Here is a 22,468-nt window from a genome sequence, read left to right as displayed (position 1 = left end):
GGAAAGATTGCTGTGCCGGGTTGCTAGAAGTGCCACTCTACCCGATTCACGCCGTCCACGGCGGGCATATCGGAAATTTCATCGCAGCAACTGTCGATTGGTTCTATACTGCGCTGTTTTTGACTAACCGCGTTCATCGCGGACATCCGGCGTGCTCCATCTCGAAACCTTGTTACTGGTTCACTTGTGCGTGACCCTGCTGACCACGGCGCTGGTGGCGGCGTCGGCGAACTATGCGGACAGCCCGCCCGAACTGCGCTGGTGGGCTGCGGGCAATGTCTGCGTGTCGGCGGGCGTGGTGGTGACGCTGGTCGAGACGTTGCCGCCGTTGCTCACCAGCGTGGCCGGTTACGGCATCATCGCCTTCGGCCTGGCGCTGGTGCTGCGCGGCTTGCGCGTGTACAGCGCGGCCACGTTGTCATGGCCGATGATCGCGGCGATCGCCGGCGTCGCGCTGCTGGTTCCGCTGTACTACACTCTGGTCGAGCCCAGCCGTGGCGCACGCCTGGTGTTCAGCGGATTCTATTTCGGCGTGCTCAACTTGTGGTGCGCCGCCGCCATCGCGCGGCATGGCGGCTGGCGGGTCAACTGCATCGGTGTGACCGGATTTGTCGCGCTCGGCTGCGCGCTGCTGCTGCGCGGTATGCATATGTGGCTCGATACGGACCTGTCCGATCCGACCAACGCGCTGCTGATGGGCGTGACGGCCCTGGTCATTCCGTTGGCGCAAATCTGTATCTCGTTCGGGCTGATCGTGATGGTGATGCGGCGGTACGCCGAGCGTCTGCGCCGGCTGTCGACGCTCGATACCTTGACCGGCACGCTCAACCGCGCCGGCCTGGAGTTGCAGGGTAAACGGGTGCTGCTGCGCGCCCAGCGCGGCGGACGCAGCCTGGCGGTGGTGATGATCGATGTCGACCACTTCAAGGTGATCAACGATAGCCACGGCCATCTGGTCGGCGACGAGGTGTTGCGCCATTTGTCGGCGTTGCTGAGGATGGAGCTGCGCCCGCATGATGTGCTGGCGCGCTTCGGCGGCGAGGAGTTCGTGCTGGTGCTGGACGATCTGGACCTGGCCGACGCGCTGCGGCTGGCCGAGCGTTTGCGGGCCGGCATCGAGCTGACCGTGGCGGCGATGGACGATGTGACGGTGCGCTTCACCGCCAGCCTGGGCGTGGCTTGCTCGGACCAGCACGGCTACGACCTGATCCGCTTGATCTCGGCCGGCGACGCGGCCTTGTACGAAGCCAAGCGGGCCGGGCGCAACCGCGTGACCGCCGGTTAAGTTATCACGCTGATGCGCCGGTTGCGTTTGTTCCAGGCGCGCCACACTCTGTGCGATAACTGTTGACGTGAAATCGACTCGCCCGCATATTGTGTGTGATTCGAACAATAAGCAAGCCACCTCGTGGCGTAGCGGTACAGTGAAGCAGCCCCCCGTGGCTGCTTTTTTTTTGTGATACGCCTCAATCGAAGCGCGGAGAGCATCTGTTAACTTCGTCGGTCCGCCCATCTCCGAGGAGCGATCATGCCAGCCAACAACGAAGAAAATCCGATTGAAAACGCGCCCCGTGGCGCCCATGATGGGCGTGTCGAAGTACGCCTCGCCGTGATCGAGAAACGGATGTCGGCCATTGAACCGCTGTCGCGCGGCGGTGCTGCGCGCCCCCGCCTTCGGACGGCGGGTGGCCTGTGCTAAGATGAAAGGATACGTTACTAATAACACCACATCAGAGACTATCTTGCGGGCACAATTCGACTTGGAACAATTCCAGAGCATGACGCCGCTCGACGGCGTCAACATCTGGTCGTATCTGCTGGACCGCAATGCCGAGCGCATCACGGTAAAGCGCCGCAAGCCGGCGCTGGAAAACCTTGAACGCATCTTCAACGCCACCTTCAAGCTGGCCAACGAGGTCGGCTTCCGCGCGATGAATTTGCGCGACCTGTGCCACGAGACCGGCCTGTCGATGGGCGGCCTGTACGGTTACATCAGCAACAAGGATCAACTGGCCGAGATGATCGAGGACGTGGTGCGCCACGCCACCCACGAGATGCCGCGCCTGTTCGACGACCTGGTCGAGCCGCTCGATAAACTCGAGGCGCTGATCCGCGCATCGATCTACGTGTCCGAGATTTTGCAGCCCTGGTTCTATTTCGTCTTCATGGATTCGCGGGTCCTGCAGGCGCAGCACCGGCACACCGCCAAGGCATCGGAGCTGTATGTGCAGTCGCTGTTCGCCGATGTCATCGCGCGGATACCGGGCCGGCCGCCGGGAAGCGCGGACCTGGTCGCGGCCCACATCATGGCCACCTTCCAGGACTGGTACGTCAAACGCTGGAAGTACCGCGCCGCCAACGTCACGCCCGACATGTTCGCCGACAGCGCCGTGCGCATGATGCGCGGCTACCTGTCGGCCTGACGGTCGCTGTCGCCAGCTAACTGGCGACGTTACTGGCGACGTCACTGGCCGTGTTACTGGCGGCGTTACCGGCCAGCCTTGCTGGTGACCCTACTGGCCGCGCGGCGGCGGCACCGGCGCGATATTTTCCGCTCCCGTGGCCATCGGCACCATGTTTTCGGCGCCCGCCGGCGTGTCCTCGATGTCGAGCGAGGTGCGCGCGGCGTCGCCGGTGAATTCGTCGTACAGCCACTCGCCGCCGACCTGCGTCATGCCGGCAGGGACCGGGCGGTCCTGCGGCGGACGGCCCTTCATCGCCACCTTCATGTAATCGATCCAGATCGGCAGCGCCACGGTGGCGCCGAACTCCTTGCCGCCCAACGATTTCGAATCGTCGTAGCCCATCCACGATACCGCCACGATGCCGCCGCCGTAGCCGGCGAACCAGCCGTCGACCGCTTCGCTGGAGGTGCCGGTCTTGCCGGCCATGTCGTGGCGGCCCAGGCGCGCCACCGCGCCGCCGGTGCCCGTGCGCGTCACTTCGCGCATCATGCTGTCGGTGACGAAGGCATTGCGCGGATCGATCACGCGGGCCTCGTCGGGCAGGGTGGTGCGCGGCTTGGCCTCGCTGATGATCTTGCCCTCGCCATCGACGATTTTGGCGATCAGGTATGGCTCGACCGCGTAGCCGCCGTTGGCGAACACCGAGTAGGCGCCGGCCATCTGCGCCGGCGTGACCGAGCCGGTGCCCAGCGCCATGGTCAGGTTCTTCGGATGCTTGGCCAGGTCGAAACCGAACTTGCCCAGGTAGTTGTGCGCATAAGGCACGGTGATCGAACGCAGGATGCGCACCGAGACCACGTTCTTGGACTCGGCCAGCGCATAGCGCATGGTGATCGGGCCGTCGAACTTGCCGTCGTCGTTGCGCGGGCTCCATGGCTCGTTGCCGGTTTCCGCGCTGGTCAGGTCCAGCGGCGCGTCGTTCAGCAAGGTCGCAGGCGAAAAGCCTTTTTCCAGCGAGGCCGAATAGACGAAAGGCTTGATCGCGGAACCGGGCTGGCGCCAGGCCTGCGTGACGTGGTTGAACTTTTGCAGGTTGTAATCGAAGCCGCCGACCAGGGCGTGGTAGCCGCCGCTGACGGCGTCGATGGAGACGAAGGCCGCCGCCACCAGCGGCACTTGCGAGATCGACCAGGCCTCCTTATTGCCCTGCATGATGCGGATGACCGCGCCGGGACGCAGGCGCACGGCGTCCTTGGCCTTGTCGGTGAGGGCGTTGGCGGCCAGGCGCAGGCCGTCGCCGGTGATGGTGATCTCCTCGCCGGCGGGGTTCTGCACCTTGACCGCCTTCGGACCCGCTTCCAGCACCACGGCAGGAATCAGACGGTCGCTGCTCGGGCGCTTCTGCAGCGCTTCCTCGATGGCGTCGTCGCGCTCCTCCTCACCGGGCGGCAAGGTGATAAAGGCTTCCGGGCCGCGATAGCCGTGGCGCTGGTCGTAATTGAGCACGTTGCGGCGCACCGATTCGTAGGCCGCGTCCTGGTCGGCCTTGAGGATGGTGGTGTAGACGCTGATGCCCTTGGTGTACGAATCCTCCTTGAACTGGGCGTAGACGGTCTGGCGCGCCAGTTCGGCCACGTATTCGGCGTGGGTCTCGAACTGCTGGCCGCGGGTACTCACGCGCAGGGTCTGGTGCAGCGCCTTCTGATACTGGTCCTCGGTGATGTAACCGAGGTCGCGCATCGACGTCAGCACCACGCGCTGGCGTTGTTTGGCGCGTTTCGGATTGACCGCAGGGTTGTGGCGGGCCGGATTTTGCGGCAGGCCGGCCAGCATGGCCATTTCGGCGACGTCGAGTTCCTTGATCGATTTGCCGAAATATGTCTGCGCCGCGCTGCCGAAGCCGTACGAGCGCTGGCCCAGGTAGATCTGGTTCATGTACAGCTCGAGAATCTCGTCCTTGCTTAGCGCCGCCTCGATCTTCAGGGCCAGCATGACTTCATTGAGCTTGCGGCCGTAGAATTTGTCGCGGGTCAGGAAGAAATTGCGGGCCACCTGCATGGTGATGGTGGAGCCGCCCTGGCGGCGCGACCCGCCGCCCACATTGGCGCGCGCCGCGCCCAGCGCGCGGCGCCAGTCGATGCCATTATGGTCATAAAAACGCTTGTCCTCGATGGCCAGCACCGCTTTCTTCATCAGTTCCGGCATGTCTTTGATCGGGACGAAGTCGCGGTGTTCCTCGCCGAATTCGCCGATCAGGGCGTTATCGGCGGTGTAGACGCGCAGCGGAATCTTGGGCCGGTAGTCCGTCACGGCGTCGAGCGCGGGCAGATTGGGGGCGACGATCAGCAGCAAATAGGCCAGCAGCAGGCCGCCGGCGATCAGGGCGGCCACGCCGGCCACGATGAAACCTCGGATGGCGTTACGGCGGGTCATCCACTTGGGTAGTGCGATAGGGGGAGCGGTCAAGGCTTGATCTCATGAGGTAACGGTTGGCCCGATTATAGACCATCAAAATTTGCGCCCGCTTAAACGGAACGTGGCTTTTTGGGCTGGAATGGGTGCCGCACACTATGAGGAATGGCAAAATTCACGTAACGTAGAGTAACTTAGAAGGTTTACAGTTAATTTGGCTATACAACCGGGGAAGACATGGCGGAACCGCAGCACACACTCGATTGCGATGTCCTGATAGTGGGCGGCGGCATCAATGGCGCCGGCATCGCGCGCGACGCGGCGGGACGGGGGCTATCGGTGGTCTTGTGCGAGAAGGACGACCTGGCGTCGCACACGTCGTCGGCGTCGACGAAGCTGATCCATGGCGGCCTGCGTTATCTGGAATACTACGAATTCAACCTGGTGCGCAAGGCGCTGATCGAGCGCGAAACGCTGCTGCGCGCCGCTCCGCACATCATGTGGCCGATGCGTTTCGTGATGCCGCACGCGAAAGGACAGCGCCCGGCGCTGCTGATCCGCGCCGGCTTGGTGCTCTACGACCTGCTGGCCAAGCGCGAGCTGCTGCCCGCGTCGTCCGGCGTCAACCTGCGCTGCCACGCGGCCGGCAAGCCGCTCAAACCCGAGTTCCAGCGCGGTTTTATCTATTCGGACGGCTGGGTCGACGATGCGCGGCTGGTGGTGCTGAACGCCATCGACGCCTGCGAGAAGGGCGCCACCATCCTGACCCAGGCGGTCTGCAATGCGCTGGTGCGCAAGGCCGCCGGCTGGGAGGCGACCTTGTACAAGCCCAGTTGCGGCAACATCCGCGTCAACGCCCGCTACGTGGTCAACGCCGCCGGCCCGTGGACCGCCGACCTGCTGCACGCGGCGCTGCCCAAGGAGGGGGGCGGCACCCTGCGCCTGATCAAGGGCAGCCATATCGTCGTCAAGCGCATCTTCGAGCATGACAACGCCTATATCTTCCAGCATCCGGACGGGCGCATCGTCTTCGCCATCCCGTATGAGCGCGACTTCACCCTGATCGGCACCACCGACCTCGATTACCACGGCGACGCCAACCAGGTCGCCATCGGCGAGGACGAAATCGCCTATTTGTGCGAGTTGGCCAGCCAGTACTTCGTCGAGCCGATCGTGCCGGCGGACGTGGTGTGGACCTACTCGGGCGTGCGCCCGCTGGTCGAGGACGGCGCCGACGCCAAGGCCGTCACGCGCGACTACCGGCTGGAGGTCGACAGCGACGGTCCGCCGATGCTCAGTGTTTTCGGCGGCAAGATCACCACCTTCCGCAAGCTGGCCGAGGAGGCCGTCGATTTGATCGCCAAATCTCTGGACAACCACCATGGCGGCTGGACCCACAATGCCTGCCTTCCCGGCGGCGACGTGTACGGCGCCGAGCCGCAGAACAAATCGGTGCTGCAGTTCGACGCGTGGGTGCGCACCATGCAGGCGCGCTATGCGTGGCTGCCGCCGCTGCTGGTGCTGCGCTACGCGCGCGCGTACGGCACGCGGATTCACACGCTGCTGTGCGACCGCAGCGAGGTGGCGGACATGGGCGAGCAGATCGCGCCCGGGTTGTATGCGACGGAGGTCGAATACCTGCGCCGCTACGAGTGGGCGCGGACGGCGCAGGATATCTTGTGGCGCCGGTCGAAACTCGGGTTGCACCTGCCGGCGGACACCGCCGACGCGTTACAGGCGTGGTTGAACGCCAATCCGATGCGGCGCACCTGATGTTGGTACAGTGGTCGCATAGGGCCGATTAGGCTTCGCTAATCCGTTCTACGTGGTTTAGGTTGACGATTGATTATTCGTAGGCGCTCAGGCGGCGTTGCTCGTCCGGGGTGAAGCTCGTGTCGCGAAGTTGTTGTAGCGCGGCGTCGCGCTGTTGCGCAGGTTGCGCCATCAATGCCGCGCGCTGCGTTTGATAGGCGCCGATGCGCGCTTTCCACGCCGCCTCGTCGCGGTCGACGTCGGCCAGGCGCGCGGCCGCTTCCGGCGAAAACGCCGCCGCGCGCAGGCTGTAGACCTCATTGTCGCCCGCGCCGCCAGCCCTGAGCCGCGCCACCGATTCCTCCAGGCGAATGATTTTGGCCGGCGCCTCGCGCTCTTCGCGCAACGCCGGCGGCATGCGCCGGTCCAGCTCCGCCACTTTTGCTTGTTTTCGCGCCTCGCTCAAGGTCTTGTCGACCGCCACCTCCAGCCGCGCCACGGCATCGTCGTCCGCCACATCGGTGGCGCCGAACAGACCCGCGCTTTGCTCCGGCGTGAAAAACGCCGAGCGCAAGGCGCGCATCGCCGCCAGCCGCGCACCCGCCGACCGCGCCACGTCGCCGGACGGCGCCAGGTTCGACTCGATGCCCGCCAGCGCTTGTTTATAGGCCAGGTAACTTGACAGCAGCTGCTTGGCCTGCCGCGCCGGTCCGGGCTTGAGGCGCCGATCGAGCTCCCGTTCGATCTCGGTTCGGATCGCGTCCAGGCCTTTCTCGCCCAGCCCGGCCAGATAGTAGTCGAACAAATGCCCGAGCTCCGCGTCGACCACCAGCCGTTCACCGGCCAGCGTTTTGAGGTCGCCGTCCGGGCGGGTGCCTGCCATCGACGGCACGAACGCTAATGCGCCCGGGCCGGCGCCGGCCTGGCGGGGCTGCGCCGGCTTGGGCGCCTCCACGTCCCGGCCGAAATACAGCGCGCAGCCGGCCAGCAGCAAGGCGGCCAGCCCGGCTCTCTTCGCGTTCGCGTTCATGCCGCGCTCCTACAGGCCCAGGCCCTGCAGGCGGTTGGCCTGCTGGCGGTATACCGTCACCGGATTGGTTTCAAACAGGCTGACGAGACCCGCCGTCTGATTGACCTCGTCGAGGTGGTTCATCGCGTAATCGTCGCGGATCACGCGGCCAAGATGGCTGGAGCAGCTGCCGACCAGGCCATCATTCTTCTCGCCGTCGAAGGCCAGCGCCGTCAGCGCCAGCGGGGCATCGAGCGGGTCGAGCACATTGGTGATCTGTTTGCCGCCGCTCCACGAGAAGTAGTGGACGCCGCGCGCCTGGTAGGCGCCCTCGCCGCAGGCCGACAACGGCACGCCGTCCGGATGGCGGACGTTGAACGCGAGCGCACCGGCGGTGGTGAGCGACGTCATGGCCGCCTTGGCGTCCTGCGGCCGGCCGGTGTTGCCGGACACGATGTCCATCAGATTCGCCACCGCGCCAAGCACCACGGTGCTGACGCCGGGAGCATTGTCCATCAGGATATCGGCCACCTTCGAGCCTTTGTTCACGCCGCCGACGCTGGTGACCGAGGCCACCAGGTCCGGCCTGACCGAGGCCACGTAGCGGGTGGTCGGCCCGCCGTGGCTATGGCCGATCAAATTGACCTTGGCGGCACCGGTCACCGCCAGGATTTGCTTGACCTGGGTGAGCAGCTGCTCGCCGCGCGCTTCGGTGCTGTTGGCCGCCGATACGGTCGTCACGTAGACGTTGGCGCCGCCGCTGCGCAGCCCCGAGGTGATGCCGTAAAAGTACTCGAGGGGACCGATGCTTTCGAAGCCCAGGAAGCCGTGCACCATCACGATCGGATACTTGGTTTGGGTATAGCCCGCAGCCCAGGACGGCGCGGGGAACGCGGTGATGGCGATCAGGGCGATCGATACGTATTGCCAGAAGCGATTCTTCATTTTGTCTCCGTTAGCTATTTTTTAGGAAATGAGAAGCTGGGAAGGCGCCGGCGCCATGATCGAAAACAAAGCAAGCGCTCGGTAAAGGAATGTAGCACCCTTATTCGCGGAAAGCATGACGCGGCGCAATAACGTGGTAAAAACGATGAAGGGCAAAAAAAATGCCGCCCAAGGCGACTTGGGCGGCATTGCGCTCCCTGGCGGGAGCGGGGTACAGGGCAGGCGGCTTACTTCACGCCGTGCATCAGCTTTTGAATCAATGGCGCGATCAGGAACAGCAGCACGCCGCCGGCCATCAGCGAGTAGAAGCCGAAGGTGTAGCCGGACAGCGCCGACGTCACCGACATGCCGCTTTCGCCGGACACCGCCGACGCGAAAATACCCGACAGGTTGTTGCCGATGCCGGTCGACAGGAACCAGCCGCCCATGCCCAGGCCGACCAGGCGCGTGGGCGCCAGCTTGGTCACCATCGACAGGCCGATCGGCGACAGGCACAGTTCACCGATCGATTGCAGCACGTAGACCATGAACAGGGTCCAGAACGGGATCTTGTTGTCGATATCGACCAGCATCGACAGCGCGTACATCAGCAGGCCGAAGGCGGCGCCGTTGAACAGCAGGCCGAGGCCGAACTTGCGCGGGATCGACGGGTTCTTGTTACGCATCGCCACCCAGATGAAAGCGATCAGCGGCGCGAAGGTGATGATCGCCAGCGAGTTCACGGTCTGGAACCACGCCACGGGGAAGGTCCAGTTGAACATTTCGCGGTCGACGATTTTCTCGGCCAGGAAGGTGAACGAGCTGCCGGCCTGTTCGAAGAACATCCAGAACATGATATTGAAGAAGAAGATCAGCAGCATGGCGATGACGCGGTCGCGCGCGACCTTGCCGTTCTTGATCCCCTCGATCATCAGCATGACCGCCAACAGGATGAACAGCACCGTCAGCACGGCCTGCAGGCTCTTGGCGCCGGCCGCGAGCAGCATGTAGACCACCGGGATCACGCACAGCGCGCCGATGATCACGTACAGCAGGCGTTTAGGGTCGCTGGTTTGCGCATCCGGAGCACCGATGCCTTGCAGGTTGCGGCGGCCGATGAAGAACCACACCAAGCTAACCAGCATGCCCACGCCGGCCGACATGAACACCACTTTGTAAGCGGGCATGCCGTTGGTGCCGAAGATCGCCGTGGCGAGCCACTCGGTCAGGACCGGGGCGACCATCGCGCCGGCGTTGATGCCCATGTAGAAAATGGTGAAGCCCGAATCGCGGCGGGTGTCGCCGGTGGAGTACAGCTTGCCGACCATGGTCGAGATGTTCGGCTTGAACATGCCGTTGCCGACGATGATGGTGGCCAGGCCGAACTTGAACACCGTCTGGTCGGGGAAGGCGATCATGAACAGGCCGGCGGCCATGAAGGCCGCGCCGACCAGGATCGAGCGCTGGTACCCCAGCACGCGGTCGGCGACATAGCCGCCGAACAGCGCGGCGGCGTAGACCAGCGCCAGGTAGGAGCCGTAGACCAGGTTGGCGGCCGATTCGCCGGTCGAATCGCCGTTATAGAATTGTGCGACGACGTAGAGCACGAGCGCCCAACGGATGCCGTAGAAAGCGAAACGCTCCCAGAATTCGGTCATGAACAACATCCAGAGCGGGGCGGGGTGGCCCATGATCTGTTTGAACTCGGGAATAGCGACTTCCGTGTTGGTGGTGGTAGCACCGCTCATGCGGCTTCTCCTAATTTATGATCGATTAAAAGTGTCTCCGGCTCCCTCGTGGGGGGCCAAATTGGGCGCCATTTTAATCTACAAACGCGGCGCAACCTACTTTTTGTAGCGGCCGCTGCAAGATTGTGACATTTGTGATAATAAATCCGGAAACGGCGAAGTTTATATGCGGCGCACAATCTCCGCCCCCACGGATTGCCGAGTTGTCGTATATTGGCATTGCAGGCCTACTACGTGACATCGAATCTGAATAAGGATTTACGCAACATGGAACATGACGTTATCGATACTTTGATTTCGCCCGAAGGACAGCTGGAAATCCTCTCGAAGGCGGAAGTGAACAAGCTGCTCGACACGAGCCAGGGCGGCCTATATAACGTCTTTCGCAATTGCGCACTGGCCGTGCTCAATTGCGGCAGCACCATCGACGACGGCAAGGAGCTGCTGGAGCGTTACGAGTCCTTCTCGATCAGCATCGTGCAGCGCGAGCGCGGCATCAAGCTCGATATCAAGGGCGCGCCGGCGATCGCCTTCGTCGACGGCAAAATGATCAAGGGCATCCACGAACACCTGTTCGCGGTGCTGCGCGATATCGTCTTCGTCAGCAACGAGGTGACCGATACGCAGAAATTCGACATGAACCGCACCGAGGACATCACCGACGCGGTGTTCCACATCCTGCGCAACGCCGGGGTGCTCAAGCCGATGCTGAATCCGAACCTGGTGGTGTGCTGGGGCGGACACTCGATCAACCGCGCCGAGTACAACTACTCGAAGGAAGTGGGCTATCAAATGGGCCTGCGCGACCTGGACATCTGCACCGGCTGCGGCCCGGGCGCGATGAAGGGTCCGATGAAGGGCGCCACCATCGGCCACGCCAAACAGCGCCTGTCCCATGGCCGCTATCTGGGCATCACGGAACCGGGCATCATCGCCGCCGAATCGCCGAACCCGATCGTCAACGAACTGGTGATCATGCCGGATATCGAGAAGCGGTTGGAGGCGTTCGTGCGCACAGGCCACGGCATCGTCGTGTTCCCGGGCGGCGCCGGCACGGCCGAGGAGATCCTGTACATCCTGGGCATCCTGCTGCATCCGGATAACGCGGAGATCCCGTTCCCGCTGGTGTTCACCGGACCGGAAACGTCGCGCGAGTACTTCGTGCAGATCAACCAGTTCATCCTCGACACGCTGGGCCCCGAGGCGCAGCAGCGCTACAAGATCATCATCGACGATCCGGAACTGGTGGCGCGGGAGATGCAGGCCGGGATCAAGCAGGTGCGCGAGTTCCGCAAGAGCCGCAGCGACGCCTATTATTACAACTGGGGTCTGAAGATCGACCGCGAGTTCCAGAAGCCGTTCGCGCCGACGCACGAGAACATGCGCAATCTGAGCCTGCACAAGAACCAGGAAGTGCATTTGCTGGCGGCGAATCTGCGCCGGGCGTTTTCGGGCGTGGTGGCGGGTAACGTCAAGGACGAGGGCATCCGCGCGATCGAGAAGTTCGGCCACTTCGAGATTCATGGCGACAAGGAGATCATGGGGCCGATGGATGCGCTGCTGGCGTCGTTCGTCGAGCAAAGCCGGATGAAGTTGGCGGGCAAGGCGTATACGCCTTGCTATCGGGTGATCCAGTAGCGGTGACTTGCCACGTGATCGGCCTTGCATCCGCCGCCGGCGGCTCATGGCCGATTACGCGCTGCGCGCCAATCCGCGCTACATGTCTCCGCGGTTAATCAAGGGCCCTAGGCCGGCCAATCCCGCCGGCCGCGCCCCTCCATCTCGCGATCGATATAAAACGCGGCGCTGACCAGCGCCAGATGCGTGAAGCCCTGCGGGAAATTGCCGATCAACTTCGCGCGCTCGTCGAACTCCTCGGCATACAGCTGCAGGTGGTTCGCATATCGCAGCAGCTTCTCGAAGATCATCCGCGCCTCGTCCATGCGGCCGGCGCGCGCCAGGCATTCGACGTACCAGAACGAACACGCCGAAAACGCGCCTTCCTTGCCCGGCAAGCCGTCATCGCGCTTGTAGCGGAACACCATGCCGTCATCGGTGAGTCGTTTGCCGATGGCGTCCAAGGTGGCGAGCCAGCGCGGATCGGTGGCGCCGACAAAGCGCACCAGCGGCATCAACAACAGCGACGCGTCGAGATCCTTGCCTCCGCGCTCGTCGACGAAGTGGCCCAGCTTCTCGTTCCAGAAATTGGACCAGATATCGTCGTGGATCGCGTTGCGCACCTTGATCCAGCGCGTGAACGGGGCCGCCAGCGAACGTTTGCTGGCCAACCGGATCGCCCGGTCGATCGCGACCCAGCACATGAGCCGAGAATGCAGATGGTGGCTCGGCGGCCCGCGTACTTCCCAGATGCCGGCATCGGCCTCGTTCCAGTGCTGGCATACGTAGTCGATCACCCTGCATACCCCGAGCCAGCGGTCGTGCGAAATCGCCTCGCCATACTTGTTACTCAGGTAGATCGAGTCCATCAACTCGCCGTAGATATCGAGTTGCAGTTGCGTGACGGCGTCGTTGCCGATGCGGACCGGCGCCGCGCCGCCGTAGCCGCCCAGATGTTCCAGCGTGGTCTCGGGCAAAATCTCGCCGCCGTCGAGCGCGTACATCACCTGCATCTCGCCGCACTTGCTCGAGTGGAGCGCCCGGTCGCCGAGCCAGCGATAGAAGTCCTTGGCCTCGTTGTGATAACCAAGCCGCATCAGCGCGTAGATCGAGAACGACGAATCGCGTATCCACGCGGCGCGGTAGTCCCAGTTGCGGACGCCGCCGCGCGCCTCGGGCAGGGCAAAGGTGCCCGCCGCCGCGATCGAGCCATGCTTGCGCGAAGTCAGCAGCTTCAGTACCAGCGCGGAGCGGGTCACGGCGTCGCGCCAGCGGCCCTTGTAGGTCGACTGCCCGGCCCAGAGGCGCCAGCGCGCGATGGTGGCGTCGATCAGTTGGCCGATGGCGTCGGCATCGATCAGTTCTTCATGCGGTTCGTCGAGCATGAAGGTCACGCTCTGGCCCGCGCGCAGGGTAACGCTGGCGGTCACTTCGCCGTCGCCCTTGGCGAAATCGGCCTCGCCGCTGAGGCGCAGCGATGGATTGCCTTTGCCGGAGAAGATCGCGCTGCCTTTTTTGAGCGCGACCGACGGCACCACGCGTGCATAGTCGTAGCGCGGCGCGCAGCGCAGGTTCACCGTCACCTTGCCACGGGTGACGCTCACGCGCCGCACCAGCCGGGTAGGGGCCTCGCCGACATCGTCCGTGTCGATCATCAGGTCGGTGATTTCGGCGCTGGCGTCGCTGCCCATCCAGCGTGTCAGCAGCACGTTGGTGTCGGGCATATACATCTGGACGATGCGCGCATCGTCGATTAGCGGCGACAGTTCGAACACGCCGCCCTTCGCCGCGTCCAGCAAGCCGGCGAAGATGCTCGGGCTGTCGAGGTTGGGCCAGCACATGTAGTCGATGGCGCCGTCGCACGCCACCAGTGCGATGGTGGCGAGGTTGCCGATGACGCCGTGGTCGGCGATGTCACGTTCCGCGCGGTCCTCATTTTTAGCGGGCGCCTTGGGCTTGGGTGGTGTTTTGGCCGCCTTACCGGCCTTTGCGCCCGCGGCCATCAGCCGTTGTCCTCGAAGCCCGGGTACAGCGACATGCCGCCATCGACGAACAGCGTGCTGCCGACCACGTAGTCGGCGAGGTCCGAGGCCAGGAACAGCGCCGCGTTGGCGACATCTTCCGGCTTGCCCACGCGGCCATACGGGATCAGTTTAAGCAGTTCCGGGCTGCCGCCGTCGGCGGTCACCTCGGCGTTGATCGGCGTCTTGATGGCGCCCGGCGCGATGGCGTTGATGCGGATTTTCTCGGGCGCGACCTCCTGCGCCATCGTCTCCATCAACAGGTGCACGCCGCCCTTGGATGCCGCGTAGTTGACATGGCCGGCCCACGGTATGCGCTGGTGGACGGAACTCATGCAAATGATCTTGCCGAGCGCGCGGGAGGCCTCGCGCCGGCCCTGTTTGCGGAACAGGCGCACCGCCTCGCGCATGCACAGGAATTGGCCGGTCAGGTTGGTTTTGAGGACGCCTTCCCATTGGGCCAGGGTCATGTCGGCGCTGGGCGCGTCGTCCTGGCGGCCGGAGTTGGCCACCACGATATCGACGCCGCCGAAGCGCTTGACGGCCGCGTCGAACAGGGCCAGCACGTCCGGCTCCTCGCCGACGTCCGCCTGGACGGCGATCGCCTGTCCGCCGTCGGCGGCGATCAGCGCGACGACTTCGTCGGCCTGGTCCTGGTGGCTGTGATAGTTGACGACGACGTTGGCGCCGGCCTTGGCGAATGCCAGCGCGATGCCGCGTCCAAGTCCGGAATTGGCGCCGGTGACGATGGCGGTCTGGTTGTGCAGCGTGAGGTGCATGACGGGCTCCTTGCGATGGAATTCGACCCATTCTAGGCCTGCCCGGCGATTCCTGCAGCGCGCCTATTATTTCGTAACGCTCCCACCGCACGCTTGCCGCAAAATCCCAGGCGAAAAAAAACCGCCCGGAAGGGCGGTTTTCGCGGAGCGCTTACTCTTCGCGGCGCAGGTGCGGGAACAGCAGCACGTCGCGGATGTTCGGCGAGTCGGTGATGATCATCATCAGACGATCGATGCCGATACCGCAACCGCCGGCCGGCGGCATGCCGTATTCCAGCGCGCGGATGTAGTCGGCGTCGTAGAACATCGCCTCCTCGTCGCCGGCGTCCTTGGCGGCCACCTGGGCCAGGAAGCGGGCCGACTGGTCTTCGGCGTCGTTCAACTCCGAGAAGCCGTTGGCGATCTCGCGGCCGACCATGAACAGTTCGAAGCGCTCGGTGATGCCCGCTTCCGTATCGGAGGCGCGCGCCAGCGGCGACACTTCGGCCGGGTAGTCGATGATGAAGGTCGGCTCCCACAGCTGCGCTTCGGCGGTTTCCTCGAACAGCGCCAGTTGCAGCGCGCCCAGGCCGGCGGTGGCGAACGGCTTGACGCCGAACTTGAGCAGTTCCGTCTTGATGAACTCGGCGTCCTTCAACTGCTCCGGCGTGTAGCCCGGCGCGTACTTGTTGATCGCTTCGACGATGGTCAGGCGGTGGAAGGCCTTGGCCAGGTCCAGTTCCTTGCCGCCGTAGGTCAGGGTGGCGGTGCCGTGGGCGTCGATCGCGGCCTGGCGGATGATCTCCTCGGTGAAGTTCATGATCCACTTGTAGTCGGTGTAGGCCGCGTAGAACTCCATCATCGTGAATTCAGGATTGTGACGGATCGACACGCCTTCGTTGCGGAAGTTGCGGTTGATCTCGAACACGCGGTCGAAGCCGCCCACCACCAGGCGCTTCAGATACAGCTCCGGCGCGATGCGCAGGAACATTTGCATGTCCAGCGCGTTGTGGTGGGTGATGAAAGGCTTGGCCGCCGCGCCGCCAGGAATGGCGTGCAGCATCGGCGTTTCCACTTCCATGAATTCGTTCTTTTCCATGAAACGGCGCATCGACGAGATCGCGGCGGTGCGCGCCTTGAAGGTGCGGCGCGTTTCCTCGTTCATGATCAAGTCGACGTAGCGCTGGCGGTACTTGGTCTCCTGGTCGGCCAGGCCGTGGAATTTGTCCGGCAGCGGGCGCAGCGACTTGGTGATCAGACGCAGTTCGCTGACCTTGATGGTCAGTTCGTCGGTCTTGGTCTTGAACAGCGTGCCGACCACGCCCAGGATGTCGCCCAGGTCGTAGTGGTGCAGCGCGGCCATCGCGGCTTCGCCGGTCAGGTCCAAGGTCGCGTAGATCTGGATGCGGCCATCGGCCTTGGCGCCGGACGAATCCTGCAGGGTCGCGAACGCGGCCTTCTTGCCGGCTTCGCGCTTCAACATCATGCGGCCGGCCAGCACCACGTTGACGGGATTGGCTTCCAGTTCCTCGCGCGACTTCTCGCCATATTGCGCATGCAGGTCGGCCGCCTTGTGCTCCGGTTTGAAGTCGTTGGGGAAGGCGATGCCCTGTTCGCGGATGGCTGCCAGCTTGGCGCGGCGCTCGGCGATGATCTTGTTCTCGTCCGGCGGGGTGGCTGCTTGTTCTTGAAGATCCGTAGTCATGGTCTGTTTCTAGGTTGAGGTGATGATTAGTTGGTGGTCGCGTCGTCGAGCACATAGGGCTCGGAGGCGAACAGCGCCGCGATATCGAGCTCGCTGAAGTCGCGCGCCACGGCGATGACGTTGTCGTAATCGGCGAAGGCTTCGGCCGGCAGGGTGGTCGTCAGCACCACCGCGCGCATGCCGGCGCGGCGGGCCGCCTCCACGCCCAGCGGCGCGTCTTCGAAGACGATGCTGTTGGCGGGCAGGGCGCCGGCGCGTTCGGCGGCCAGCAGGAACACGTCCGGATTCGGTTTGCCGCGCGCCACATCGGCCGCGCCGGCGATGGCGTCGAACTGCTTGCGCAGATCGAGTCCGTCGAGCGTGAAGGCGATGTTCTCGTTCGGCGCGGCGGTGGCCACGGCCAGCTTGGTGCCGGCGCTTTTGGCGGCGGCGATGAACAGGTCGAAGCCCTTGGTCACCGCCAGGTGCGGCGCGTACAGCTCGCGGTACAGCGATTCCTTCTCGAAGTCGAGCGCCGCGCTTTCTTCCCTGGTCAGGTGGTCGCCCAGGTAGGTGCGCATGATTTCATGGCCCTGGCGGCCGGCCGTGTCGCGGAAAAACGCGTCCGGGTCCAGCGTGTGGCCGCGACGCTCGAAGAAGGCCAGCCACGACTTGGTGTGGAAGGCCATGTTGTCGACGATGGTGCCGTCCATGTCGAAGATGAACGCGCGCTGCGATGAGGAAGAAGTTGGAGCTGTCATTAAATTTATACGCCTTGTTTGAGCGATGCCGAGATGAAGTCGTCCAGGTCGCCGTCCAGCACGCCCTTGGTGTTGCCGGTCTCGAAGTTGGTGCGCAAATCCTTGATGCGCGACTGATCGAGCACGTAGGAACGGATCTGGTGCCCCCAGCCGACGTCGGTCTTGGAGTCTTCCAGTTTCTGCTGCTCGCTCATGCGCTTGCGCAGCTCCATCTCGTACAGCTTCGCCTTGAGCATTTCCATCGCCTCGGCCTTGTTGCGGTGCTGCGAGCGGTCGTTCTGGCACTGCACCACGATACCGGACGGGCCGTGCGTCAGACGCACGGCGGAATCGGTCTTGTTAATGTGCTGGCCACCGGCGCCGGACGCGCGGTAGGTATCGATGCGCAGGTCGGCCGGATTGATCTCGATATCGATCGAGTCATCGACTTCCGGATAGACGAACAGCGACGTGAACGACGTGTGGCGGCCGTTGGCCGAGTCGAACGGCGATTTGCGCACCAGGCGGTGCACGCCGGTTTCGGTGCGCAGGAAGCCATAGGCGTAGTCGCCTTCGACCTTGATGGTGGCGGTCTTGATGCCGGCCACCTCGCCGTCGGACTGCTCCATGATCTCGACCTTGAAGCCTTTGCGTTCGGAGTAGCGCAGGTACTGGCGCAGCAGCATCGAGGCCCAGTCCTGGGCTTCGGTGCCGCCGGCGCCGGCCTGGATGTCGATGAAGCAGTTGTTCGGGTCCATCGGATTGTTGAACATCCGGCGGAACTCCATGCCTTCGATGACCTTGCGCACTTCCTCGGCGTCGGCGATCAGCGCTTCGAGCGTGTCGTCGTCGCCTTCCTCCTTGGCCATGGCGAACAGGTCGCTCATGTCTTTGAGGTCGGTGTCGGCCTTGGTCAGCGCGCTGACGATCGCCTCCAGCGATTTTTTCTCTTTACCGAGGTCCTGGGCTTTTTTCGGGTCGTTCCAGACCGTCGGGTCTTCCAGTTCTTCGTTTACTTGTTCGAGTTTCTCTGACTTTTTATCGAAGTCAAAGATACCTCCGTAGTTCGGCTTCGCGCGTGGTCAGATCGGCGAGCAGGGCGGAGAGGGCGTTGATGCGTTCGGCTTCCATGTTTTCTTCTTCTCTAGGCTGAAATCAAACCTTGGATTATACCGGATGAGGGGTGTTGCCGGGCGCTTGTCTGTCGGCGCCAGCAAAACGCCCTTCGCGAAATGCCTGGTGGGCACGGCTCTTGCATACCGGCAGTCAAGGCTAAGTTGTAAAATACTGACATTTCAGTCACAGACGGTATAAAATATGCACCCACTCGGTGCGTATATTGATGCAAAGAAATACCGTGCGCGCCCCGTGCTCCGGCCCAAACCATTGCCAGTTCAACCATTAATATCTATGCGCGCGTCCATCGTCCTGCCCATTTTGCTGATCGGCTGCGGCAGCCTGCCACAGCATGGCGCGACGCCGGCCGGCACCGAGGCAACCCTGGCGCTCTTGGAGACGACCGACCTGCACGCCAACGTGCTCGGTTACGACTACTACAAGCTCACCGCCGATCCGTCGATGGGACTGGAGCGCACCGCCACCTTGATCAGGCAGGCGCGCGCCGAATTCCCCAACAATCTGCTGCTCGATAACGGCGACGCGCTGCAAGGCACCGCGCTGGCCGACTACCAGGCGCTGGTCTCCCCGGTGGGCTGCGACCAGCCGCCGGCGATCTACAAGGCCATGAACCTGCTCGGCGTCGACGGCGCCGGCATCGGCAACCACGAATTCAATTACGGCCTGGCGTACCTGAACCAGGTCACCGGCAGCCATTTCGATGTCGACGGCGTCGCCGCCGACGCCCCGCGCTGCGCCGGCCCGGCCTTCCCGATCGTGCTGGCGAATATCTACAGCGCCCGCACCGGGCAGCCGCTGTTCGCGCCCTATAGCATCCTCACGCGCCGGATCGCCGCCACCGGTCCGGATGGCAAACCGGTGACGGCCACCATCAAGGTCGGCATCATCGGCTTCGCGCCGCCGGGCATCCTGTCGTGGGACAAGCACTGGCTTGACGGTAAAGTCTACGCCGAAGGCGTGCGCGAGACGGCGCTGAAGTACATCCCGCAGATGCGCGCGCGGGGCGCCGATCTGGTGGTGGCGATCTCGCACGGCGGGCTCGATGGCGACCCGTACAAGCCCGGGATGGAAAACGCCAATTACTACCTGGCGCAGGTGCCCGGCGTCGACGCGATGCTGATCGGCCACGCGCACCAGCAGTTCCCCGACGCCGCCAGCACGGTCGATTCGTTCAATTTGCCGGGCGTGGACAAGGCCCGGGGCACCGTGCAAGGCGTGCCGGCCGTGATGGCCAGCCTGTGGGGCAAGCATTTGGGCGTGATCGGCCTGCGGCTGAAGTACGACGGCAAGGCCTGGGTGGTCGATAAAAGCCGCACCACGGTCGAAGCGCGCGGCACCCGCAATGCCGATCGCACGTACATCGCCGCCGACCCGGCGCTCGGCGCGCTGATCGCCGACGAGCACGAGGCGACCATCCGCTATGTGAAGGCGCCGATCGGCACCAGCGACTTCCGCATGTCGTCGTACTTCGCCGATGTCGGCGACGTCAGCGCCATCGAGCTGGTGAACCAGGCGCAGACCGATTATGTAACGAACTACGTCAAGGCCAGCCTGCCGGATTACGCGGGTTTGCCGGTGCTGTCGATGGCGTCGCCGTTCAAGGCCGGCGCGGCGGGCGTGGGCGACTACACCGATGTCAAGGCGGGCGGCGTGGCGCTCAACAACGCGGCCGACTTGTATTTGTATCCGAACGCGCTGCACGCCGTGAAGGTGGACGGCGCCGGGCTCAAAGCGTGGCTGGAAAAGTCCGCCGAGCGTTTCAACCGCATCGATCCCGCCAGCGCCGCGCAGCAGGAGCTGGTCAATTCCTCGTTCGCCAGCTTTAACTTCGACATGCTGACCAGCGCCGATGTGCGCTACCGGATCGACGTCACCAGGCCGGCCGGCGATCGCATCGTCTCGTTGCACTATAAGGGTGCGCCGGTCGCGCCGTCGCAGGTGTTCCTGGTCGCGACCAACAACTACCGCGCCAGCGGCGGCGGCAATTTCCCCGGCCTCGATGGCGGCAAGACGGTGATTTCGGCGCCCGACAGCAGCCGCGATGTGCTGATCTCCTACATCAAGCTGGCCAAGACCCTGACCCGCGCGCGCCATGGCTCGACCCGGAGCTGGCGCTTCGCGCCGGTGGCGACCAAGGGCGCGGTGGTGTTCCACGCGCCGCCCAACATGATCGAAGTGGCCAAGGATGCGGGCCTTACTTCGGTCTCGCAGATCAAACCGGATGATGGCGGCGGCAAGGGCTTCGCGCTGTACGCCATCGACTTGTCGAAGTGAGTGGAGGATCCATGGTGCCTGTCGTGCGAAAGATATGTGCGGTATTGACGCTGCTGGCCGCGGTTGCGGGTGTCGGCCCGGCCGGCGCGGCCCCGGTGGACGAGGCGCGTTCGTACCTGCGCGGCGGCCAGGGCGTGAGTGCCGATTTGCCGAAGGCGTTTTCCCTGTTCTCGGCGGCCGCCAAGGCCGGCGATCCCCAGGCCGCCTATTATCTCGGCATGATGTACCAGAACGGCATGTCCGTACCGCGTGACGCCAAGGCCGCCGCGCAGTGGTTGCAGTTCGCCGCCAAGCGCCAGATGCCGGCGGCGATGTTCGCGCTGGCGAACCTGTATCTGAGCGGCGATGGCGTCAAACGCGACGAGCAGACCGCGCGCCGCCTGATTGAAAAGGCCGCCGATCTTGAGTATCCGGACGCGGTGATGGCGATGGCCATCGGCCTGCGCGACGGCTCGATGGGTTTTGAGCGCAATGAAGCGCTTGCCGAGACCCAGATGCGGTTCGCCAACCGCGCCTTGAAGCAAAAGTCCGCCGGCGGCATGTAGCATCCGGCGGCGCGCTTCGCCGTCGACCTTCGCCGTCAACCTTCGCCGTCATCCTCCGCTGCCATCTTCTCCCGGTCCTTCCTTACTGCTTGCTTACACGCGGCGGGCGGCCGCCATGGCCGCACGCGTGCTGCAATGCCGCACATGTATCTGTTGCTGGCCCCCGTTGTCTCCCCTACAATGAGTCATCGATGGGGGCAACTTTCCAGCCCGTTTTCCAGCGTACGACTACTATAAAAACGTTGTAACAGGAGATGACAAATGGATTTCAAACTGAATTTGCTGGCCGCTGCATTGGTACTCGGTTTCTCTTCTTCCGCCATGGCGGCGGACCCCATCAAGATCGGCGTGGCCGGTCCGTTCACCGGCGGCTCGGCGCCGATGGGCGTGTCCATGCGTGACGGCGTCAAGCTGGCCGTGGCCGACATCAACGCCAAGGGCGGGGTGCTGGGCCGCCAGTTGCAGATCGTCGAGCGCGACGACGAAGCCAAACCGGAACGCGGCGTGCAGATCGCCCAGGAACTGATCAACAAGGAGAAGGTGGTCGCCACCGTCGGCTACATCAACACCGGCGTCGCGCTGGCGTCGCAGCGCTTCTACCAGGAAGCCAAGATCCCGGTCATGAACAACGTCGCCACCGGCTCGATCATCACCAAGCAGTTCGCCGACAAGCCGGAGAACTACATCTTCCGCAATGCCGCCAACGATCAAATCCAGTCGCAGATGATCATCCAGGAGGCGGTCGACAACCGCAAGTTCAAAAAGGTCGCCATCCTGGCCGACTCCACCAACTACGGCCAGTTGGGGCGCGAGGATCTGGAGAAGGCGCTCGATAAAAAGGGCATGAAGGCCGTCGCCACCGAAAAATACAATATCAAGGACGTCGACATGACGGCGCAGCTGCTCAAGGCCAAGCAGGCCGGCGCCGAAGTGGTGCTCACCTACGGCATCGGCCCGGAGCTCGCGCAGATCGCCAACGGCATGGAAAAGCTGAATTGGAAAGTGCCGATGATCGGCAGCTGGACGCTGTCGATGGGGAACTTCATCGACAACGCCGGCAAGAACGGCAACGGCACCCGCATGCCGCAAACGTTCATCCAGGAGGCCACCACGCCCAAGCGCAAAGCCTTCATCGACGCTTACGTGAAGGCCTACAACCCGCCGGGCGGGCGCATGCCGTCGCCGGTGTCGGCCGCCCAGGGCTACGATTCGATCTTCCTGCTGGCCGCCGCGATCAAGCAGGCCAATTCCACCGAAGGCCCGAAGATCAAGGCGGCGCTGGAAAACCTCAACGAGAAGATCGAAGGCGTCGTCACGTCCTACAGCAAGCCATTCAGCAAGGATAACCACGAGGCCATTACCGCCGACATCACCGTCTTCGGTGAAGTCAAGGACGGCAAAGTCGTTCCGGTCAAGTAAGGCAAGTTGGGCAAATAAGGCGG

Annotated in this window: 17 protein-coding genes; 8 read left to right on the top strand and 9 right to left on the bottom strand. The window is 63.8% G+C overall.

Going from position 1 to position 22,468, the window contains the following annotated elements:
* Window positions 1-151: 151 nt before the first annotated feature.
* The 3 genes from BMX85_RS31425 to BMX85_RS15350 all read left to right on the top strand — a co-directional run bounded on the left by BMX85_RS31425 (window position 152) and on the right by BMX85_RS15350 (window position 2,423).
* Window positions 152-1,285 (top strand): GGDEF domain-containing protein, encoded by a 1,134-nt coding sequence (locus BMX85_RS31425; RefSeq protein ID WP_304529055.1) that lies wholly within the window; start codon window positions 152-154, stop codon window positions 1,283-1,285.
* A gap of 243 nt (window positions 1,286-1,528) precedes the next feature.
* Window positions 1,529-1,699, top strand: a complete 171-nt coding sequence (locus BMX85_RS30505) for a hypothetical protein (RefSeq protein WP_177196766.1) — start codon at window positions 1,529-1,531, stop codon at window positions 1,697-1,699.
* A gap of 43 nt (window positions 1,700-1,742) precedes the next feature.
* Window positions 1,743-2,423 carry a TetR/AcrR family transcriptional regulator gene (locus BMX85_RS15350; RefSeq protein ID WP_229210477.1) on the top strand — a complete coding sequence of 227 codons (681 nt, stop codon included), beginning with the start codon at window positions 1,743-1,745 and terminating at the stop codon, window positions 2,421-2,423.
* A 90-nt stretch (window positions 2,424-2,513) separates the two neighbouring features.
* Here BMX85_RS15350 and BMX85_RS15345 read toward each other — a convergent pair whose 3' ends face one another.
* The gene (locus BMX85_RS15345; RefSeq protein ID WP_090319572.1) at window positions 2,514-4,838 is read right to left on the bottom strand and encodes a penicillin-binding protein 1A; all 2,325 of its coding nucleotides are present in this window, start codon (window positions 4,836-4,838) and stop codon (window positions 2,514-2,516) included.
* A 216-nt stretch (window positions 4,839-5,054) separates the two neighbouring features.
* Between BMX85_RS15345 and glpD the strand changes: the two genes are divergently transcribed.
* Complete coding sequence (gene glpD, locus BMX85_RS15340; protein WP_090319569.1) at window positions 5,055-6,590, top strand: glycerol-3-phosphate dehydrogenase; 1,536 nt, start codon at window positions 5,055-5,057, stop codon at window positions 6,588-6,590.
* 73 nt (window positions 6,591-6,663) lie between these two features.
* Here glpD and BMX85_RS15335 read toward each other — a convergent pair whose 3' ends face one another.
* The 3 genes from BMX85_RS15335 to BMX85_RS15325 form a co-directional block, all read right to left on the bottom strand.
* Window positions 6,664-7,599 (bottom strand): lipase secretion chaperone, encoded by a 936-nt coding sequence (locus BMX85_RS15335; protein ID WP_090319566.1) that lies wholly within the window; start codon window positions 7,597-7,599, stop codon window positions 6,664-6,666.
* Window positions 7,600-7,608: 9 nt separating this feature from the next.
* Window positions 7,609-8,523: a lipase family alpha/beta hydrolase gene (locus tag BMX85_RS15330; RefSeq protein WP_090319563.1), complete on the bottom strand. Its 915-nt coding sequence runs from the start codon at window positions 8,521-8,523 to the stop codon at window positions 7,609-7,611.
* A gap of 227 nt (window positions 8,524-8,750) precedes the next feature.
* Window positions 8,751-10,250: a peptide MFS transporter gene (locus tag BMX85_RS15325; RefSeq protein WP_090319561.1), complete on the bottom strand. Its 1,500-nt coding sequence runs from the start codon at window positions 10,248-10,250 to the stop codon at window positions 8,751-8,753.
* Between the two features lie 267 nt (window positions 10,251-10,517).
* Here BMX85_RS15325 and ppnN point away from each other — a divergent pair, with 267 nt between their 5' ends.
* Window positions 10,518-11,888 carry a nucleotide 5'-monophosphate nucleosidase PpnN gene (gene ppnN, locus BMX85_RS15320; RefSeq protein WP_090320151.1) on the top strand — a complete coding sequence of 457 codons (1,371 nt, stop codon included), beginning with the start codon at window positions 10,518-10,520 and terminating at the stop codon, window positions 11,886-11,888.
* A 107-nt stretch (window positions 11,889-11,995) separates the two neighbouring features.
* Here ppnN and BMX85_RS15315 read toward each other — a convergent pair whose 3' ends face one another.
* The 5 genes from BMX85_RS15315 to prfB form a co-directional block, all read right to left on the bottom strand.
* Window positions 11,996-13,870 carry a glycoside hydrolase family 15 protein gene (locus BMX85_RS15315; RefSeq protein ID WP_090319558.1) on the bottom strand — a complete coding sequence of 625 codons (1,875 nt, stop codon included), beginning with the start codon at window positions 13,868-13,870 and terminating at the stop codon, window positions 11,996-11,998.
* On the bottom strand, window positions 13,870-14,667 hold the full coding sequence (locus BMX85_RS15310) for an SDR family oxidoreductase (protein ID WP_090319555.1): 798 nt from the start codon (window positions 14,665-14,667) through the stop codon (window positions 13,870-13,872). The genes BMX85_RS15315 and BMX85_RS15310 overlap by 1 nt, the downstream gene beginning before the upstream one ends.
* A 151-nt stretch (window positions 14,668-14,818) precedes the next feature.
* Window positions 14,819-16,351, bottom strand: coding sequence for a lysine--tRNA ligase (gene lysS, locus BMX85_RS15305; RefSeq protein WP_090319552.1), 1,533 nt, complete (start codon window positions 16,349-16,351; stop codon window positions 14,819-14,821).
* Window positions 16,352-16,377: 26 nt separating this feature from the next.
* Window positions 16,378-17,091: an HAD family hydrolase gene (locus tag BMX85_RS15300; protein ID WP_090319549.1), complete on the bottom strand. Its 714-nt coding sequence runs from the start codon at window positions 17,089-17,091 to the stop codon at window positions 16,378-16,380.
* Between the two features lie 5 nt (window positions 17,092-17,096).
* Window positions 17,097-18,201, bottom strand: a protein-coding gene (prfB, locus tag BMX85_RS15295) for a peptide chain release factor 2 (RefSeq protein WP_143067986.1) whose coding sequence is annotated in 2 segments (ribosomal slippage) — window positions 17,097-18,119 and window positions 18,121-18,201 — 1,104 coding nt in all. Because the reading frame shifts where the segments join, the coding sequence is not laid out codon by codon here.
* Window positions 18,202-18,480: 279 nt separating this feature from the next.
* Between prfB and BMX85_RS15290 the strand changes: the two genes are divergently transcribed.
* The 3 genes from BMX85_RS15290 (at window position 18,481) to BMX85_RS15280 (ending at window position 22,445) form a co-directional block, all read left to right on the top strand.
* Entirely contained in the window at window positions 18,481-20,481 is a 2,001-nt protein-coding gene (locus tag BMX85_RS15290; protein ID WP_090319543.1) for a bifunctional 2',3'-cyclic-nucleotide 2'-phosphodiesterase/3'-nucleotidase, read from the top strand.
* Window positions 20,482-20,504: 23 nt separating this feature from the next.
* Window positions 20,505-21,026 (top strand): tetratricopeptide repeat protein, encoded by a 522-nt coding sequence (locus tag BMX85_RS15285; protein ID WP_229210476.1) that lies wholly within the window; start codon window positions 20,505-20,507, stop codon window positions 21,024-21,026.
* Between the two features lie 261 nt (window positions 21,027-21,287).
* Window positions 21,288-22,445, top strand: a complete 1,158-nt coding sequence (locus tag BMX85_RS15280) for an ABC transporter substrate-binding protein (RefSeq protein ID WP_090319540.1) — start codon at window positions 21,288-21,290, stop codon at window positions 22,443-22,445.
* The last annotated feature ends 23 nt before the right edge of the window (window positions 22,446-22,468 follow it).

The sequence above is a fragment of the Duganella sp. CF517 genome, assembly GCF_900110275.1.
Taxonomy (GTDB): domain Bacteria; phylum Pseudomonadota; class Gammaproteobacteria; order Burkholderiales; family Burkholderiaceae_D; genus Rugamonas.
The sequence above is the reverse complement of the archived record's forward strand: the minus strand, read 5'-3'. Positions and strand labels throughout refer to the sequence as shown.